Origin of the sequence: Micromonospora sp. WMMD1102, from assembly GCF_029626265.1 — a bacterium.
In the GTDB taxonomy this organism is placed as follows: Bacteria; Actinomycetota; Actinomycetes; order Mycobacteriales; family Micromonosporaceae; genus Plantactinospora.
In genome coordinates this window covers 2,513,929-2,531,288 of record NZ_JARUBN010000001.1, presented here as the reverse complement: position 1 = coordinate 2,531,288, position 17,360 = coordinate 2,513,929, and the positions used below count along the sequence as shown (strand labels likewise).

Below are 17,360 nucleotides of genomic sequence, written 5' to 3'. Positions count from 1 at the left end.
AACTTGCCTGCGCCACCTCTCTCGGCCAAGCCCGTTCACACCTGAACGATTCCGTATCGGCGCCGCGGCGGCACGATCGACCCGGTACGTGACCAGTGGTCGAAAGCTTCTCGCGAACGCGGCGCCGCTTCGGGCTCGTCGTGTCGTCACGGTTACCATCAACGAGAATTGCCCATAAAGGTAACAGTCGGGCTAATCAGGAGAAACATGGTATTTGGCCTGGTAACCCCCATTACGCTTCATGTCACTACCGGACAACGACCGCCGCTACCCGGCGTCGCGTTATCGAAAGTGAGAGAAGCATGCGTCATACCCGTACCGCGGCCGTGGCGGTGGCCGCGTGCGCGGCTATTGGCCTACTCGCCGCGCCCGCCGCAGCGGCACCGACCGACACCACCGTGGTCACTCTCAACGTCGTCGGTGCCGGACTCGACATCGAAGCACCCGAGAGCGCCTTCCTCGGCAGCGGACTGCCTGGCACCACCCTCACCGGATCGATCGGCACCGTCCGCGTCACCGACCAGCGCGGCTCCGCCGACGCCTCCTGGACCGCCTCGGTTACTTCCACCCACTTCGAAACCGGCGGTGGCAGCCCCACCGAGCGCATCCTGGCCGAACAGATCGACTACTGGTCAGGCCCGGGCGCCGAGCAGCTCGGGACCGGCACCTTCATCCCCGGCCAGCCCACCGCCGCCGACGCCGAACCGCTCAGCACGGTGACCCCCCTGGTGGCCTTCCAGCATGTCGGCGGGACAGGCGTCAACAGCGTGGCCTGGTCACCCACCCTCATCGTGCACATCCCCGCCTCCGCGGTGGTGGGCACCTACACCGGGACGGTGACACATTCGGTCGCGTAGCCGGGCCGGGGTGCTGACGCTGACAGTCATCTGCGCCAGCACCCTCGGCGGACCAGTCGAAGCCGTCGAATCGGACGACAGCCTCAACACGATCGGCATCAAGCTGCTCGAACTGCCCGTCGACCGGCAGGACGACCCTCGGGCCCGCCGCTACATCATCGACCACCTGCCACCGGGCGCCACAATTCAACGGAAGGTCGAGATCGCCAACCGGACCGAGAAACGCAGGCAGGTCCAGGTCTACGCCGCCGCTGCGACTGTCGACGGCGAAGAGTTCAGCTTCGCCGAGGGACGGACCGCCAACGAACTGTCGTCCTGGACGTCGCTAGGCGTTCCGGACCTCGATCTGAAACCCGGCCAGAAGAAGCCCGCGATCGTCACCATACGCGTGCCCGAGAATGCCTCGACCGGCGAACGCTATGCCGTGATCTGGGCCTCGACCACCTCAGACCCCGTCCCCGGCGCGGTCACGAAGATCAACCGAGTCGGCATCCGCGTCTACCTCGACATCGGCCCGGGCGGTGAGCCCTCCACCGACTTCCGTATCGACGAGTTCACCGCGAGCCGGAACCCGGATGGGCAACCCTCGCTACGGGTCGGCGTGACCAATACCGGCGGCCGGGCCGTGGACCTCAGCGGAAACCTGCTACTCACGCATGAACGGGATGAGATCAAGGCCGGGCCCTTCTCCGTGGTGGAGGGCACCACCCTTGCCCCCGGACAGACCGGCAACGTAGCGATCGCCGTCAGCCGCCGCCTCGACAACGGACCCTGGAGAGCCGAACTCACCCTCGTCAGCGGCCTGGTACAACGCACCGCCGCCACCACCGTCACTTTCCCCGACCCCGGCGGCCCGCCGACAACGTTCAAACCCGGCACCACGCACCTACTCCTCGCCGGATCCGGCGCAGCCGGACTCGTCATCCTGGCCGCACTCTTCGTGATGATCAGGAGGTCGCGGCTGCGTACCTCGCAGCCGGGCCAGCCGGTGCGCCGCCATTGAGCAGCACGCCAGCATCCGGTGCTCTGTCGCTGAGGCCGATCAAGGTCCCCACATCAAGGGCTCTGCGACCTGTTACCCGTTGCCGAACTCCGGGACCGGACCACGGGCGGGCGACCGCGTGGCGACCTGTTCACCTCGACGACGCCGCACCAGGTCGATCCCGTCGAGGACTCTGCCTGCGCGCAGCAGGACGACCGATGCCTCACCTTCGGGGCCTGTCACCAGGTTGGCGCAGAAGTGCAGCCCGCTAGTCCAGCACGATGTCGTCGTCGGGTACGCCCAGGTCCTGCACCCGGTAGTCGATGCTGTGCAGCGGCAGGTTCCGGACGAAGAAGACCCGCGACGGCAGCCCGCTCGACTGCCGGGCCCCCTGGGTGATCCCGGTACCGGTGAAGCAGAGCCAGCTGATCCCCAGCACCTCCCGGATGAAGTAGTCCGGTCCCCACGGGGTGTACCGGCGCTCCCGGGTGGTGCAGCTCGAATACCACGCCTGCTGGTCGTCGGAGTAGTAGTTCCGGGGCGGCCGGCCGAGCAGGGTGCGTTCCTCGTCGGTCGCATCGAAGCAACCCGCCCGGGTCGGATCGGAGAGGATCCGGAACGCCGCCTTCCAGGTGGCCGGCAGCAGGTCCATCTTGCGGCGGTTCAGCTCGCCGAGCTCGAAGGTGAGGGCCAGCCAGGGACCGTTGGAGTTGTCGACCTGCTCGAACGCGTCCCCGATCCAGAGGTTGCCGAGGATCTGCCGCAGCGTGCGGTGCCGCTGCTCGTCGTGGTCGCCGACGAAGACGTACCTGCGGGTGGCGAGGCCGAGTTGCCCGGCCGGGTCGAAGCTGTCCCGGGGTACCAGCCGGACGGCCCGCTCGACGACCGTCCGCTCCTCGTACCGGCGCAGCAGTTCCGCCGGTGGCAGCGCGAGGCGGTGCCGGAGAGTCTGCCCGAGCCGCTGCGCGACCTGCCGCAGACCGCCGGCGGCGGTGACCGGGACGGCCTGTTTGAGCCGCAGGCCGTAGGGCAGTCCGGCGGCACCCGGCGCGCCGTCCAGCAGGATCGGCACGACCCGGTGCGCGGCGTCGGGCCGGCGGGACAGCTCGACGGCCTGGGCGATCTCCTCCCGCTGGTAGTAGGCGCGGTCGGTGCGGGCGGAGATCAGCACCAGGGTGACCGCCGCTCCTCGCTGCGCGGCGGGCAGCCGGTCGTCCCAGTCGTCGCCGGGCAGCAGGCTGCGATGGTCGAGGAAGACCCGGAAGGCGGGACTGAGCAGGTCGTACAGCTCCTCCGCGGCGCTCCGGTCCGCGGCGGCGTACGCGATGAAGAAGTCCCAACGGTCCTCTCGGGTCATGCCCCTGCTCCCTCTCCTCGGCCCCCACTGCCGAACGGGATCGCATCGACGCCCCATCCAAGCAGTCCACCGGGCGCCGCGTCGATGCGAACCACTGGCACGACCGTCGCCGATTGACTGCCCGACCAGCCGGCCGAAGACCGCTTGTCGGACGTACCACCTCATTGGTCACCGCGTGCGCCGCAGCGACGGAACCTGGTCCGGGCCGGCCACCGACGGGTTGTCGGCATCGAGGCGGCACGCCTGTTCGGCGCGGGTGACGGGGTAGCCTCCTGACCGGGGGCGCGAGTGTCGCGCCGCTGTGCCACACTCCGAGGCTGCGCCACCGGACAGCCAGTCCCCGGCCGTGACCAGGCCGGACACCCCCAGAGAATAAGGAAATCCGCCCATGCAGCTCGATGTTCTCCAGTCCCAGCGCCAGTTCCACATCCGGCAGCGGATCCGGATGATGGTCAACCAGTACGAGGTGCACGCGGTCAACCCGGACGGCTCCGAGGGGGAACTGCTGGCCTTCGCGCAGCAGAAGCGGATGGCCTTCAAGGAACAGGTGACGCTCTACACGGACGACACCAAGCAGCGGCCGGTGCTGGGTTTCAAGGCCCGTCAGGTGATGGACCTCGGCGCGACGTACGACGTGACCGACGCGGCGGGCGCTCCGATCGGGCTGTTCCGTAAGGACTTCAAGGCGTCGCTGCTCCGCTCGACCTGGCACGTCGAGCAGCCGGGCCTCGGACAGGCCACCGGCCAGGAGCGCAGCCTGCCGGTCGCGCTGCTGCGCCGCTTCGTCGACTCGCTGTCCTGGCTGCCCTACCACTTCGACTTCACCATCGGCGACCAGCTCGCGTTCTCGGTCATCAAGAAGTGGGGTCTGCGCGACCGGTACGTGGTCGACGTCCACCTGCCGCAGCTCGACCGCCGACTGGTGATCGCGATGGCGGTCGGTCTGGACGCCCTGCAGAGCCGCTAGGCCGACAGGCCGACGGAAGAGCGGAAGACCTTCCGGTGGGCGCCCGGCGCGGACGCACCGGCCCCACCGGCTCCGGCTCCACCGCCGACGATCCGGTACGCCCGACGTGTGCGTCTCCTACGCCACCGCACACCGGTTAGCTCCGCCTGCTCGGCGTCGTCGCCCGGCCGGCCGGTGTCCCGCCCCCGTTGCGGGACCCGGGCGTCGGGCCCGGATCGCGGGAAACGCCGACCGGAACAATTGCACGACCCGTCAGTGCTGGTCAGCGAGGTGTCCGGGACGGCGCGAAGGCCGGCACCCGATCGATCCGGTAGGGCGCGACCACCGGTCCGGCTGGCGCGGCCCCGGGTCGAGAGGGCAGCATGGCGGGCGTGTCCCAGCCTCCACAACTCACCGCCGTGCAAGCCCGCGCCCGCGCGCTCCGCGACGGGGGTGACGACCCGGGCGCCCGACGGCTGCTCGCACAGGCGCTCGAGGCGGCCCGGCCCGCGTACGGCAAGGACCATCCGGAGGTGCTCGGCACCGTACAGGTACTGGCGCGGTGGCAGCGGGAGGCCGACGATCCGGCGGCGGCCCGGCGGTTGCTCGAAGAGGCGATTCTGGACGGCCAACGCCGGTGGGGCGACGCCGACCCGCTGATGCTGGCGCTCAGCTTCGAACTCGGTGCCGTCGCCGAGGAGTTGGGCAACCGGCACGAGGCACGCCGCAACTTCGGTCGGGTCGCCTCGCTCGGGCCCGGTGTGCTCGGCGACGACCACTGGCAGGTCCGGGCGGCCCGCGACTACCTTGGCGAGGCGCCGGGCGGCGCGGCGGAACCAGCCGCGCCCCTGTCGGCGCCACCGGCACAGCTCTCCGCGCCACCGGCACAACTGTCCGCACCACCAGCACAGCTGTCCGCACCACCGTTCACACCCCAGTCGGCGCCACCGTTCACACCACCCCGGTCGGCCCCACCGGCCATGCCATCCCAGTCGGCGCCGCCGTTCACACCACCCCAGTCGGCGCCGCCGGCCGGCGGTGGACTGTTCCAGTCGGCCGCCACCTCGGGGGCGTACGCACCGGCCGTCGAGGTGCCGGGCCGGCCGGCCGAGCCGCCGCCCTCCTCGTACGCCCCGGGTGCCGAGCGGGCGTCGTCGACGTACCCGCCGTACTCGGCGCAGTCGGGCGGCCAGGTCGAGCCGTACCCGGTGGTCATGCCGACCCCGACGGCCGCGGCACCGGCACCTGTCGCGGAACCGAACCGGGGCCGTGGTTCGACGGTCGCCGCCGCGATCGCCGCGGCGGCGGCGGTGGTCGCCGCGATCGTGGTGGTGGTCGCGGTCGTGCTGGACAAGAGCGGGTCGCCGGAGCAGGGGCCGACCGACGAGCGTGCCGAACCGGTGGTCGCCGGCGAGCCGCCGACCGACGTGAAGTTGCGCGACGAGGGCACCGCCATCACCATCTCCTGGACCGATCCGAGCGGCGGGACGGTGCCGTTCGTCGTCGCGGGTGCCCGGGCGGGCCAGCAGACCAAGCCGATGATGACGCTCAGTCCCGGCGAGACCACCTACAAGGTGAACGCCGTCAACCCCAAGCTCGATTACTGCTTCTCCGTGCTCGCCGTCTATTCGACAAACGAATTCGCCCCGTCGGATCTCGCCTGCACCAAGCGGGACGGTGCCGGACCGACGCCGGGCTGATCACAATTCGACAACCGTTGCGACCCCACCCACCTGCCTCGGCCTACCGCACTGACCTGCGGAGACGGCGCGGGACGGCGGCACTTATCCACAATTCGCGCCGCGTCCGTCCACAACGGCACGTTCCGGGTACCCGCCGGCAAAGCACGGGCCTTATGATGACACGCGGTTTCGGGAAAGATTCGCTGACGAAGGCGGTCGGACACGACCGCTCACGGGGTGGGGAGGCGGCCGGCTGTGGTCACCACAGGCAACGGCTTGACAGGCAGTGACGGCAGCGGCGGTGTCGACCCCGGCGGGGTCGCGCCGGTCGCGCCCCCGGCCCGCCGCCGCTCCCGGCTCCGGGGTGGACTGGTCACCGTGGCCACCGTGGCGGCGCTGGCCGCCGCGATGGGGCTCACCGTGCTCGGCCTCGGCGCCGCAGACAACGCCGTGGCCAGCTTCGACGCCAGCTCCTGGCTCTGGAGCACGACCAAGAGCGAGCTTGCCCGGGTCAACGGGGTGACCGGCCGGGTGGACACCCGGGTGCAGGTCCCGCAGGGCCGCAACCACCAGATGCAGGTGGCGCAGACCGACCGGCTGCTCATCCTGCGCGACCTGAACACCGGCCAGATCAGCTCGCTCGACCTGGCCACGCTACAGATCATCGCGACCACCAAGACCACCGCCGGGATCGGGGTCAACGTGGCCCTGCACGAGGACGCGGCGTTCGTGGTCGACGCGGTGCAGGGCGTCGTCCGCCAGCTCGACCCCCGGTCGCTGGCCCCGGTCGGCGAGCAGATCAACTATCCGCCGGGCATCACCGGCGGCCAGTTCGACGGCAAGGGGCGGCTCTGGGTCGCCGTGCCCAGCGAGGGGACCGTCTCCGCGGTCACCGCCGCCACGCTGCCGCAGTCCGACAGCGGCGGCACCGGCGGCAGCGTCAGCCCGGAACAGGTCTTCAACGACGCGGTCGCCGATCCGAGCCACGACCTCACCATCTCCACTCTGGACGACGGCGTCGCGGTGCTGGACCGGACCACCAGCACGCTCACCACGCTGCGCGGCGACGCGAAGCAGCCGGTCAAGCTGCCGCTGACCGGCCCCGGCGACATGCCGCCACGGACCACCGGCCTGCGGGTCCCGGTGACCGTGCTCGACGACCGCAACATCGTGGTGGCCGACAACGGCGCCGTCGGTCAGCAGTTCAAGGTGCCCGGTGGCGGCACCCGGCTGAGCCCCGCCGTCGCCTGGGCCGACCGGTTCTACTGCGCCGACGCGGACACCGGGACGGTCTACTCGTTCGACGCCGCCGGGAAGCTGCTGGAGAAGATCGAGATTCCGGGCGCCAACGGCCCACTGGAGCTGGAGGTGCGGGAGAACCACCTCTTCATCAACGCACCGAACTCCGCCGTCGCCCGGGTCATCGACGACAAGCACCGGGTCAAGGACGTCAACAAGTACGCCAACGACGTCCTCGGTGGCGACCCGCCGCCGGACCCGCCGGCTCCGCCGCCGCCACCGAAGCCGGTGATCAGCAAGCCGAGCGCGCCGAAGTCGGTGACCGCGGCCGCCGGCAACGCCCGGGCGCGGGTGAGCTGGCGACCGGCCGCCGCCAACGGCGCCGCCATCACCCGTTACGTGGTGCAGGGCGCGGACCGGACCTTCGAGGTGGGCGCCAACCAGCGCTCGCTGGAGGTGACGGGTCTGACCAACGGCGAGACCTACCGGTTCGCGGTGCACGCGGTGAACGCCAAGGGCGCCGGCCCGGCGAAGCGGAGCAACCCGGTGGTGCCCACCTCGGAGGTGCCGGATCCGCCGGCCAGCGTCACCGCCGAGGAGCGGCCGGACGGCACCGTGCTGGTCAAGTGGCCGGCCGCCAACGGCCAGGGTTACAAAATCAACAAGTACGCCGTGACCGCCATCTCAGCCGGCGCCAACGCCCCGGTCGGCGAGTCGACGAAGACCGAGCTGGTGATCCCGGCCGGTGAACTCGACTACGGCAACCAGTACGCCTTCACCGTCGTCTCGATCAACGAGAAGGGCGCCGGCTCGGCCGCCTCGCCGGCCAGCAACAGCGTCGTGCCGTTCAGCACCCCGGCGGCACCCGTCGGCCTCCAGGCCAGCACGGTCGCCGGCTCGCGCGGCACCGTCTCGGTGCGCTGGAACCCGCCCGCCGACAACGGCCGGCCGATCACGAAGTACCGGGTCGAGGCGGGCGGCAGGACCAGCGAGGTGACCGACACCCAGGCGACCGTGGGAGGGCTGGGTGACGGTCAGAGCGTCACCGTCCGGGTGCAGGCGGTCAACGAGGCCGGGCCCGGTGCCGCCGCCACCGACACCGCCAGCACGGTGGCGGCGCCGAAGGTCACCATCACCGGCACCACCGCCGACGCCACCTCGGTGACTGTCAACTTCACCGTGAACGCCGGTGGCGGCCAGGCAACGTGTTCGGTGACCCCGTCCGGGCGGGCGAAGGTGAACGGGAACTGCTCCAGCATCCGGGTCACCGGGCTGACCCCCGGCACGAGCTACAGCTTCAAGGTGACGGCGACGAACGCGGCCGGCAACGGCACCGACGACGTCAGCAAGGCGACCGCGGCCGTCTACGGCATCGCCACCTGCAACAACGGTTCCTCCGGCGACCAGCGGACGTACTGCAACTCCGACGGACCGGGCCGCAACGGCAACGAGATCTTCTCGGTGACCCGGCAGGACGACGACCGCCAGGTCGGCTGGGCGAAACCGGGCAGGCGGATCAAGGCGCTCTGCAAGGCGTCCGGCGAGGAGGTCTACGCCTACGTCTACAACGACGACAAACGCAGCACCTGGTGGGTCCGGATCGAATGGGACGGCGGCAAGCCGTACATCCCGTTCGCCTGGCTCAACCTCGAAGGGGGCGACAATATCAACGTCCTGCCCACCTGCTGACCGCCTCACCTGCTAGCAGGGCGCACCTCCGGTAACAGGGAGCACCACGACGTGAACCACGAGCCGCTCACCCCGCACCATGTGCAGGGCTTCGCCAACCTGGCCGCCCGGATCGCCGACAACATCAACTCGGTGGTGCTGGGTAAGCCGCACGTGGTCCGGCTGGCGCTAACCGCGCTCTTCGCCCAGGGGCACGTCCTGCTGGAGGACGTGCCCGGGGTGGGCAAGACCACCCTGGCCCGGGCGATCGCGGCGACCGTGCACGGCCAGTGGCGGCGCATCCAGTTCACCCCGGACCTGCTCCCCGCCGACGTCTCCGGGGTGACGATCTTCAACCAGGCCAGCCGGGGCTTCGAGTTCCACCCCGGCCCGGTCTTCGCCAACATCGTCATCGCCGACGAGATCAACCGGGCCTCCCCGAAGACCCAGTCGGCGCTGCTGGAGGTGATGGAGGAGCGCAACGTCACGGTGGACGGGGTCCGGCACCCGGTCCCCCGGCCGTTCCTGGTGGTCGCCACCCAGAACCCGGTCGAGATGGACGGCACCTACCGGCTCCCCGAGGCACAGCTCGACCGGTTCCTGGTGAAGCTCTCCGTCGGCTATCCCGACGAGCTGGTCGAGATCGAGGTGCTGCGCGGCGCCCCGCTCCGCTCCCCGGAGGCGCTGGAGCCGGCCACCGACACCGCCACGGTCGGCGAGATGGTCCGGATGGCGCAGCGGGTGCACATCGCCGACCCGCTCTATGCGTACGCGGTCCGGCTCGCCGCGGCGACCCGCAACCATCCGCAGGTACGGGTCGGGGTAAGTCCGCGGGGCGTGATCGCGCTGACCCGGGCCGCCTGCGCGTACGCGCTTGTCGACGGGCGCGGCTGGATCATGCCCGAGGACCTCAAGACGCTCGCCGAACCGGTCTTCGCACACCGGATCCTGCTCTCCCCCGACGCCCAGGTCCGGGGCGTCACCGCGACCGAGGTGCTGAACGAGGCGATCGCGTCGGTGCCGGTGCCGCTGCCCTCGGGGCAGATGTCCCCGGCGGGCACCTGACGTGCACCGCCCCGCCCGCCAGACCCGCCCGGCCCGCCGAGCCGACCGTCTGGCCCGCCCGACCCGCCGAGCCGACCGTCTGGCCCGCCCGACCCGCCGAGCCGACCTTCTGGCCCGCCCGACCCGCCCGCCCGGCCGTCCGCGCCGGACGACGGCGACGCCATGACCGTCACCTCGCGCGGCATCGGCCTGCTCGTCGGCGCCGCCGTCCTCCTCGTCGCCGGCTTCCGGTTCGGCTATCCCGAACTCGCCCTGCTCGGCACCGCCGCCGCGATCGCGGTGGGCTGCGCCGCCGGCAACGCCGCCTGGCGGCCCCGACTCGACGTCACCCGGATCGCCGACCCGGACCGGGTGGGCCGGGGCGAGCCGGCCAGCATGACGCTGACCGTCCGCAACAGCGCCCGGCTCCGCTCGGCCAACCTGATCGCCGAGGACCGCTGCGGCAGCCGCCCGGTGCCGGTGCCGCTGCTCCGGCTGCGCCCCGGCCGGGACACCACGGTCAGCTACCCGGTGCCGACCAGCCGGCGCGGCGTGATCGACGTCGGCCCGCTGCGGGTCACCGGGCGGGACGCGCTCGGGCTGATCACGGTGGCCCGCTCGCACGGCGGAACGGCCCAGGTCTGGGTGCATCCCCGGATCCATCCACTGGGCGCGGTACCCGCCGGGGTGGCCCGGAGCATGGACGGGCGGATCGACAAGGTGCCGCAGGGGTCGATCACCTTCGACTCGCTCCGGGAGTACGTCGTCGGCGACGAACTGCGCCGGGTGCACTGGCGGACCAGTGCCAAGGTCGGCGAGTTGATGGTCAAGGAGCAGCTGGACACCAGCCTGCCCCGGATCGTCGTACTGCTGGACAACCGGGCCGGTGCCCATCCGGGGCGGGTCGACGGGGTCGCCGAGACGTTCGAGTCGGCCTGCGAGGCGGCTGCCTCGGTGGTGGTGGCCGCCCGCCGGGAGGACCTGTCGGTGACGCTGCTGCTGGTCGCCGACGACGACGGCTCCGGAGAGTTCCTGGACCGGCTCGCCGCCGCCGACCTGGTGCCCGGGGTGCAGGGTGCCGACGGTGACCCGCTGCGCACCAGCACGCTGCGGCTGCGGCAGGAACGGCTCGGCGACACCCTCGTCTTCCTCACCGGTCCGGGTGCGGCAGCCGACCTCGGTTACGTCGGCGCGCTGCGCCCGGCGTACCCGTCGGTGCTGGCCGGAGTGTTCGGGGCCGGCGGGCAGACCGCGTCCGGTGCCTCCGGGCTGGTGGTGATCGACGCGGCCGACGGGGCGGAGTTCGCGGCCGAGTGGGACGGGGCCCGCCGGTGGTGAGAGTTCTCCGGGCGCTGCCGGTGCCGCTGGCCCTGGTGGCGATGATCGGCCTGGCCGGCGCCGTCCTCGGCGCGGTCTACGCCGACCCGCTGCTGACCCGACTCGTCCTCGGCGCGGCCGTCGGTTCGGTCGGGGTCAGCCTGGCCGCCCGGCGCCTGCCGTCCTGGCTGGTCGCCCCGCTCTCGGTGCTGGCCCTGCTCGGCTACGCCGCCGTCGCGCTCTGGTTCACCGCACAGCGGGCCGACCTGCCCGGCTCGTTCGGCACGGTGGCCGCGGACGCCGCCCGCAACGGCATCCCCCGGCTGCTCACCGCGCTGATCCCGGTCGAGCCGCTGCCGGACACGGTGATCGTCCCGCTGGTCGCGGCCTGGCTGGCCGGGCTGGCCGGCGCCGAGGTGGGCATCCGTTCCGACCGGGTGCTGCTCGGCCTGACCGCCCCCGCCGGCCTCTACGCGGGCGCGCTCTACGTGGTCGGCCCGAACGCCGATCCGACGCCCTGGCTGACTGTCGCGTTCGCCGCCGCCGGTGCGATGGCGCTGGCCGCCGGTGGCCGGCCGGCCCGGCTCGACGGCGGGCCGGCAGACCCGGCCGCCGAGCTGGCGCCCGGGGTCCGGGCCGCGCTGCGGGCCCGCACCCTGGCCGGTACCGCGTTGGGCGTGGTCGTGGTGCTCGGGCTCGCCGCACTGGTGGCGCCGGTGGTCGCCCGACAGGTCGGCACCACGCCGGTCGACCCGCGCCGCTACGTGCAACCGCCGCAAGTGGACAGTCTGGACGAGAACCCGCTGATCCGGATCTCCGGCTGGGCGCTGAACCCGGACCAGAAGCTCCTCGACGTCGCCACCGTGGGGTCGGACCGGCCCCTGCCGGCCGGAGAGCCGGCCGGGACGGTTCCGCCGATCCCGGCCGGCGACGACGAACCGGAAGTCGAGGAGGAGTCCGACGTCGTGCCGCCCCGGCGGATCCGGCTGGCGGTGCTGGGCGACTACGACGGGGTGACCTGGCGGGTAGGCGGGACGTACCGGAACGCGGGTCGGGTGCTGCCGGAGCCGGAGTCCCTGCTCGGCGCGCAGGCCGTGGAACAGGTGGTGCAGCGGATCACCATCGACAGCCTGACCGGCCGGCTGCTGCCGGTGCTGCCCACCCCGCGCGAGGTGACCGGCGCCCGGGTCGCGTACGACCAGGAGAGCGGGACGCTGATCCAGCCGGAAGGGCTGACCACGGGGCTGAGCTATTCGGTCGCCTCGCGGGTGGAGCGGCCCGACTACGGCCTGCTGCCCTCGGCGAGCGTGCCGTCCGGCGACGCGGTGGCCAGATTCCTCCGGGTGGAGCCGGGAGCACCGGAGCAGATGCAGCAGCTCGCGGCACAGCTCGCCGAGGAGAACGGGTCCCCGCACGCCCGCGCCGACGCGATCGAGACCTTCATCGCCGAGCACTACCGGCTGGTCGCCGACGCGCCGAGCGGGCACGCCTATCCGAACCTCAACTTCTTCCTCTTCGGCCCCAGCAACGGTGGCGGGCAGCGGGGCACCTCGGAACAGTTCGCTGCCGCGTTCGCCGTACTCGGCCGGATGACCGGACTGCCCACCCGGGTGGTGGTCGGCTTCCAGCCACCGGCCGGCGGTGGACCGGTCCGGGGCGCGGACGCGCTCGCCTGGCCGGAGGTGCTCTTCGACGATCTCGGCTGGGTGGCCTTCGACCCGCTGCCGAAGCCGAACACCCGCCCCAAGCCGGTCGAGCAGGACTTCAAGCCGCCACCGGAGGACCCCACCCCGCCGCCGGAAGAGGCGACCGCGAGTCCGGAGGCGACACCGAGCGGCACCCCGGATCCGGCGGCGGCTTCCGACCGCGATGGCGGCCTCGGCACCCCGGTGCTGGTCGGCGGCGGCAGCGGCGGGCTGCTGCTCCTGCTCGCCGGGCTGGCCACCCTGGTCGTCGGCCTGCGCCGGGCGCAGCGCCGCCGCCGGCTCGCCGAGGGGGCGCCGGCACAGCGGATCGCCGGAGCCTGGCGGGAGGTGACCGACGCGTTGCGGCTGGCCGGGCGGCCGGTGCCGGACCATCTGGCCGCCACCGAGGTCGCCGAGCATGCCCGGGCCAGCCTGCCCGGTGCGGCGGGACCCGGGCCGGACGCCGGAACGACGCCGGACCGCGCGGGCGGGCTACGGCCGGCGGCACCTCCGGTGGACGACCTGGCCGCGCTGGTCAACCTCGCCGCCTTCGCACCCGGCAGCGCCACCGACGAGCAGGCCCGGCGGGCCGGCGAGCTGGCCGTGGCATACTCGGCCGGCCTCCGCGCCGACCGGCCGTGGTGGCGTCGGGTGCTCTGGTCGCTGCATCCCGGCCCGCTCCGCTGGCGTCGCTGACCGGCGCCACCCGACCGCCCGACCGACGTTGCCGGACCGGGCAGCGCCAGACCGGGCAGCGCCAGACCGGGCAGCGCGGATTGGGTCAGTCCTGCGGTGAGGTGGCCGGGCCCAGCTGCGCGATCAGGGTGGTCAGTGCCGCCGCGCCGCCGGCCGCCAGCTCCGGGGTGGGCAGCAGGGCCAGCACGGGTACGTCCACTCCGGACGCCACGTACCGCCGCACCCGGGCCCGGCAGTTCTCCGGGCTGCCGTGCACGATCAGCGCGTCGACCAACTCGTCCGGGACCAACTCCGCGGCACCGCGACGGTCACCGGCCGCCCAGGCCCGCCACATCGGCCCGAGCACCGACTCCCGGCCCAGCCAGCGGTGGAACTCCGCGTACGCCGGCACGCTCAGGTAGGTGGCGATCAGCCGGCGGGCGGCGGTGCGGGCGTACCCGGCGTCCTCGGTCGGGCAGACGAAGATCCGGGCGACCACCTCGAAACCGGGACGGCGCTCCCCCAGTGCACCGAGCACCTTCGGCACGTCGTCGTCGGCCAGCCAGTTCAGGATCGTCCCGTCCGCCTCCGCACCGGCCAACCGCAGCATGCCGGGACGCAGCGCGGCCAGCAGGATCGGCGGCGGTACGGTCGGCGGACGCTCCAACCGGAACCGCCGTACGGTGAACGTGTCGTAGACCTCGTCGACCGGCTCGCCGCGCAGGGCCGCCCGCAGGAACCGCAGCACGTCCCGGGTACGCCGGAACGGCTCGGCGAACCGCGTCGCGTTCCAGTCCTGCACGAGTACCGGCGACGAGGCGCCGATGCCGAGCGAGAACCTGCCGGGGGCGGCCTCGGCAAGTGCCGACGCGCTCATCGCCAGCAGTCCGGGGCCCCTGGTGAAGACCGGCGCGATGGCGGTGCCCAGCCGCAGCGACGGTTGCCAGGCGGCGGCGAGCGCCAGCGGGGTGAACGCGTCGCTGCCGGCCACCTCGGCGGACCACAGGTCCGTGAACCCCGCCTCGGCCAGTGCGGCGTAGACCGCGTCGTGCCCGTCGAGCGGTACGCCGCCGAGCGGCACCGTCATCCCCCAGCGTGTGGTCACCGGTCGATGGTGCCGGCTGGTCGGGGCCGGGGCAACCCGACCGGCCGTCTTGTAGCCTCTGCCGGGTGACCTTCTCGATCGTGGCGCGATCCGACGACGGCCGCCTGCACGGGGTCGCGGTCGCGAGCAAGTTCCTCGGTGTCGGTGCCCTGGTGCCGGCCGCCGAGGCCGAGGTGGGTGCGCTGGCCACCCAGGCTCGGGCGAATCTCGGCTACCGGCCGCAGGGGCTGACCTTCCTGCGCACCGGGCTGGCCGCCGCCGACGTACTGGCCGGACTGGTCGCCGCCGACGCGAGCCGTACCCAGCGGCAGCTCGGGATCGTCGACGCCGAGGGTGGGGCCGCGACCTACACCGGCACCGACTGCCACGACTGGGCCGGCGGGCAGGCCGGCACCGGCTGGGCGGTGCAGGGCAACATCCTGGTCGGGCCGGAGGTGGTCGACGAGATGCGGGACGCCTGGCTGGACGGCACCGACCGGCGCTTCCCGGACCGGCTGCTCGGTGCGCTCCGGGCCGGTGACCTGGCCGGTGGTGACCGGCGCGGCCGGCAGAGCGCCGCGCTGCTGGTCGTCGGGCGGGACGGCGGGTACGGCAGCGGCAGCGACGTCGTGCTGGACCTGCGGGTCGACGACCACCCCGATCCGGTGACCGAGCTGGCCCGGCTGCTGGACCTGCACCGGATGCTCTTCGAGCGGCCCGATCCCGCGACGCTGCTGGACCTGAGCGGTGACCTCGCCGACGAGGTGTCCCGGCTGCTCACCGGGCTGGGCTATCCCGGCGACGGCTCGGCGCTGGAGGCCCGGCTCGCCGCCTGGGCCGGCGTGGAGAACCTGGAGGAGCGGCTGGTGCCGGCCCGGATCGACCCGGTGGTCCTCGCCCACCTGCGCGCCCACGCACAGCGCGCCGTCGAACACGCCCGCACCTAGCGCGCCGTCGAACGCGCCCGCGCACGGGGAAGCGCCCGGCCGTGGTCGGCCGTCAGCCGCCGAAGGTGAGCCAGCGGACGCCGCGCCGGTCGATTTCGGTCTGCTCCGGACCGGTCAACGGCCGCCGGCCGGTGGCCTTGGCGATCAGGGTCGACCGGTCCCAGCGAAGCTCCTCGGCGAGCCCGACGGCGGCCGGTCCGGCCGCCATGGTCAGCAGCCCGGCGATCAGCTCGGCGGCCGGCCCGGTCAGCCACGGCTCCCGGTCCAGGGCGTCGGCCAGGTCCAGGCCGTGCACCCCCAACTCCACCACCCGGGTCACCAGGAACTCGTCCAGGGTCATCGGGTCGCCGTGCCTGGTCCGGACCACCCGGCCGGGCGGTGCGGCCAGGCTGGCGTCGTATCCGGCCCGCCAGGTGTGCGCGAAGTCCTCGGCGAGTTCCCGCCCGCTGCCGAATCCGGCGCCTTCCTCGCGCGCCGTGTCGATTCGGTCCGCGTCCGTCCCGGCGGTGAACTTCGCCGGCCCGAAGTACGCCGCCGCGTCCACCTCGGCGTGCGGCGGCGCCGGCTCGGCCAGCATCCCGACCACCCGGCCGGCGCCGGTGCGCACGTGCGCGGCCAGCTCCAGGACGGTCCACGGTGCACAGCGGGTCGGCCGGGCGAAGTCCGACTCGGTCAGCCCGGCCAGCACCTCGGCGAGTCGGACCGCCTCGCCCCGGAACACCTCGACGACCCGCACTTCCGTCAGGCTAGTCGGCCGGCCCGGTGCCGCCCCGCCCGGCCGGCTCGGCGCTACCTCGCCCGGCCGGCTCGGCGCCGCCCCGCCCGGTGTGCCGGGGCACCACCCGGTGCAGGGCGACGAGCACCAGGGCCGTCGTCAGGGCGGCGGTGCCGGCGATCCCGGCCGCGCTCCCGGCGTACGCGATCAGGAGCTGGCGGCGGCCGAACTCCGAGATCGGCGTCGACCGCAGGCCGTCGGTCCAGCCGATGGCGATCGCGGCGGCCACCAGCAGGGCCAGGCCGACGATGGCGAGTGTCGCGGCGGATCGCCGGTTACCGTCGGCGGAGGCGACCTGTGCGGTCTCGCGCTGGGTCAGCAGCAGCACCAGGCTGGCCGCCGACGCCCAGGCGCCGACCACCAGCAGCGCCGCCACCGCGTCGCTCGGCCGGTGCCAGCCGGCCGACAGGGTGGCGACCCCGGCGGCGGCGGCGTAACCGGCGCCGATCAGCGCCCCCCAGCCGCGTACCCGGGGCGGCAGCACCATGACCAGCGCGATCGCCACCGAGGCGGCGACGGTGGTGTGTCCGCTGGGCAGGCTGTTGCCGGCCGCCTCCCGGGCCTCGTCGACGTCGAAGTCGGGCCGCTCGATGAAGTACTTCAACGCCTGGGTGCTGAGGTTGGCGCCGACGATCAGCAGCACGGTCACCAGCGCCAGGGTGATCCGGGTCCGGATCAGGGCGATGAAGCCGATCACCGCGGTGGCGGCGAGCAGGGAGAGCAGGGAGACCGCGTTCAGCACCCCGCCGACGATGCCCTCGATCCGGTCCTGCCCGATCGAGTTGCCGGTCAACGCGATGGTGTCGAGCAGCTGGCCGTGCTCGGTGCCGACGGCGAACCGCCAGACCACGAAGAACGCGACCACCTGCACGACGGTCAGCAGGACGAGCCAGGACGCTGTCAGAATGCCGCTTCGGCCACGCACGCGGGACACCGTATCGGACGCTCCCGGCATAGCCGACACCGCACCGGTCGAGAAGCGGAATGCGGCGGAGAAACGAAGAAGCGGGAGGGGCCGCCACGGGGGAAGCGGCCCCTCCCACTGAGGCCAGGATACTCCCCCTGAGCCGCGCGGGGCACCCCGGACTGACTGGAAACTCAG

Annotated in this window: 12 protein-coding genes and 2 pseudogenes; 9 read left to right on the top strand and 5 right to left on the bottom strand. The window is 72.9% G+C overall.

Annotation, left to right across the window (positions count from 1 at the left end; translation table 11 throughout):
- The first annotated feature begins 302 nt into the window (after positions 1–302).
- Both O7626_RS11210 and O7626_RS11205 read left to right on the top strand, forming a co-directional pair.
- Entirely contained in the window at positions 303–857 is a 555-nt protein-coding gene (locus O7626_RS11210) for a hypothetical protein (protein WP_278061095.1), read from the top strand.
- 10 nt (positions 858–867) lie between these two features.
- Positions 868–1,860, top strand: a complete 993-nt coding sequence (locus O7626_RS11205; protein WP_278061094.1) for a hypothetical protein — start codon at positions 868–870, stop codon at positions 1,858–1,860.
- 156 nt (positions 1,861–2,016) lie between these two features.
- Here O7626_RS11205 and O7626_RS11200 read toward each other — a convergent pair.
- Together O7626_RS11200 and O7626_RS11195 are read right to left on the bottom strand one after the other, a co-directional pair.
- A pseudogene (locus O7626_RS11200) lies at positions 2,017–2,115 on the bottom strand (DNA-3-methyladenine glycosylase); the annotation flags it as partial.
- Complete coding sequence (locus O7626_RS11195) at positions 2,108–3,196, bottom strand: TIR domain-containing protein (protein WP_278061093.1); 1,089 nt, start codon at positions 3,194–3,196, stop codon at positions 2,108–2,110. The pseudogene O7626_RS11200 and the gene O7626_RS11195, both read right to left, overlap by 8 nt.
- 388 nt (positions 3,197–3,584) lie before the next feature.
- Here O7626_RS11195 and O7626_RS11190 point away from each other — a divergent pair, with 388 nt between their 5' ends.
- The 6 genes from O7626_RS11190 to O7626_RS11165 all read left to right on the top strand — a co-directional run bounded on the left by O7626_RS11190 (position 3,585) and on the right by O7626_RS11165 (position 13,473).
- Entirely contained in the window at positions 3,585–4,163 is a 579-nt protein-coding gene (locus O7626_RS11190) for a hypothetical protein (protein WP_278061092.1), read from the top strand.
- A 371-nt stretch (positions 4,164–4,534) separates the two neighbouring features.
- Entirely contained in the window at positions 4,535–5,842 is a 1,308-nt protein-coding gene (locus O7626_RS11185) for a tetratricopeptide repeat protein (protein WP_278061091.1), read from the top strand.
- Positions 5,843–6,193: 351 nt separating this feature from the next.
- Entirely contained in the window at positions 6,194–8,752 is a 2,559-nt protein-coding gene (locus O7626_RS11180; RefSeq protein WP_278066128.1) for a fibronectin type III domain-containing protein, read from the top strand.
- A 51-nt stretch (positions 8,753–8,803) separates the two neighbouring features.
- A complete protein-coding gene (locus tag O7626_RS11175; RefSeq protein ID WP_278061090.1) occupies positions 8,804–9,796 on the top strand; it encodes a MoxR family ATPase in 993 nt (330 codons plus the stop codon).
- Between the two features lie 162 nt (positions 9,797–9,958).
- A complete protein-coding gene (locus tag O7626_RS11170; protein WP_278061089.1) occupies positions 9,959–11,113 on the top strand; it encodes a DUF58 domain-containing protein in 1,155 nt (384 codons plus the stop codon).
- A complete protein-coding gene (locus O7626_RS11165; RefSeq protein ID WP_278061088.1) occupies positions 11,107–13,473 on the top strand; it encodes a transglutaminase domain-containing protein in 2,367 nt (788 codons plus the stop codon). Before O7626_RS11170 ends, O7626_RS11165 begins: the two co-directional genes overlap by 7 nt.
- 85 nt (positions 13,474–13,558) lie before the next feature.
- Here the strand turns inward: O7626_RS11165 and O7626_RS11160 are convergent, their stop codons facing one another.
- Positions 13,559–14,539, bottom strand: a complete 981-nt coding sequence (locus tag O7626_RS11160) for an LLM class F420-dependent oxidoreductase (RefSeq protein WP_278066127.1) — start codon at positions 14,537–14,539, stop codon at positions 13,559–13,561.
- Between the two features lie 83 nt (positions 14,540–14,622).
- Here O7626_RS11160 and O7626_RS11155 point away from each other — a divergent pair, with 83 nt between their 5' ends.
- Complete coding sequence (locus tag O7626_RS11155) at positions 14,623–15,483, top strand: DUF1028 domain-containing protein (protein WP_278061087.1); 861 nt, start codon at positions 14,623–14,625, stop codon at positions 15,481–15,483.
- A gap of 52 nt (positions 15,484–15,535) precedes the next feature.
- Here the strand turns inward: O7626_RS11155 and O7626_RS11150 are convergent, their stop codons facing one another.
- Together O7626_RS11150 and O7626_RS11145 are read right to left on the bottom strand one after the other, a co-directional pair.
- The gene (locus O7626_RS11150; protein ID WP_278061086.1) at positions 15,536–16,219 is read right to left on the bottom strand and encodes a maleylpyruvate isomerase N-terminal domain-containing protein; all 684 of its coding nucleotides are present in this window, start codon (positions 16,217–16,219) and stop codon (positions 15,536–15,538) included.
- Between the two features lie 85 nt (positions 16,220–16,304).
- Positions 16,305–17,165, bottom strand: a pseudogene (locus tag O7626_RS11145) (phosphatase PAP2 family protein); the annotation flags it as partial.
- Positions 17,166–17,360: the final 195 nt, after the last annotated feature.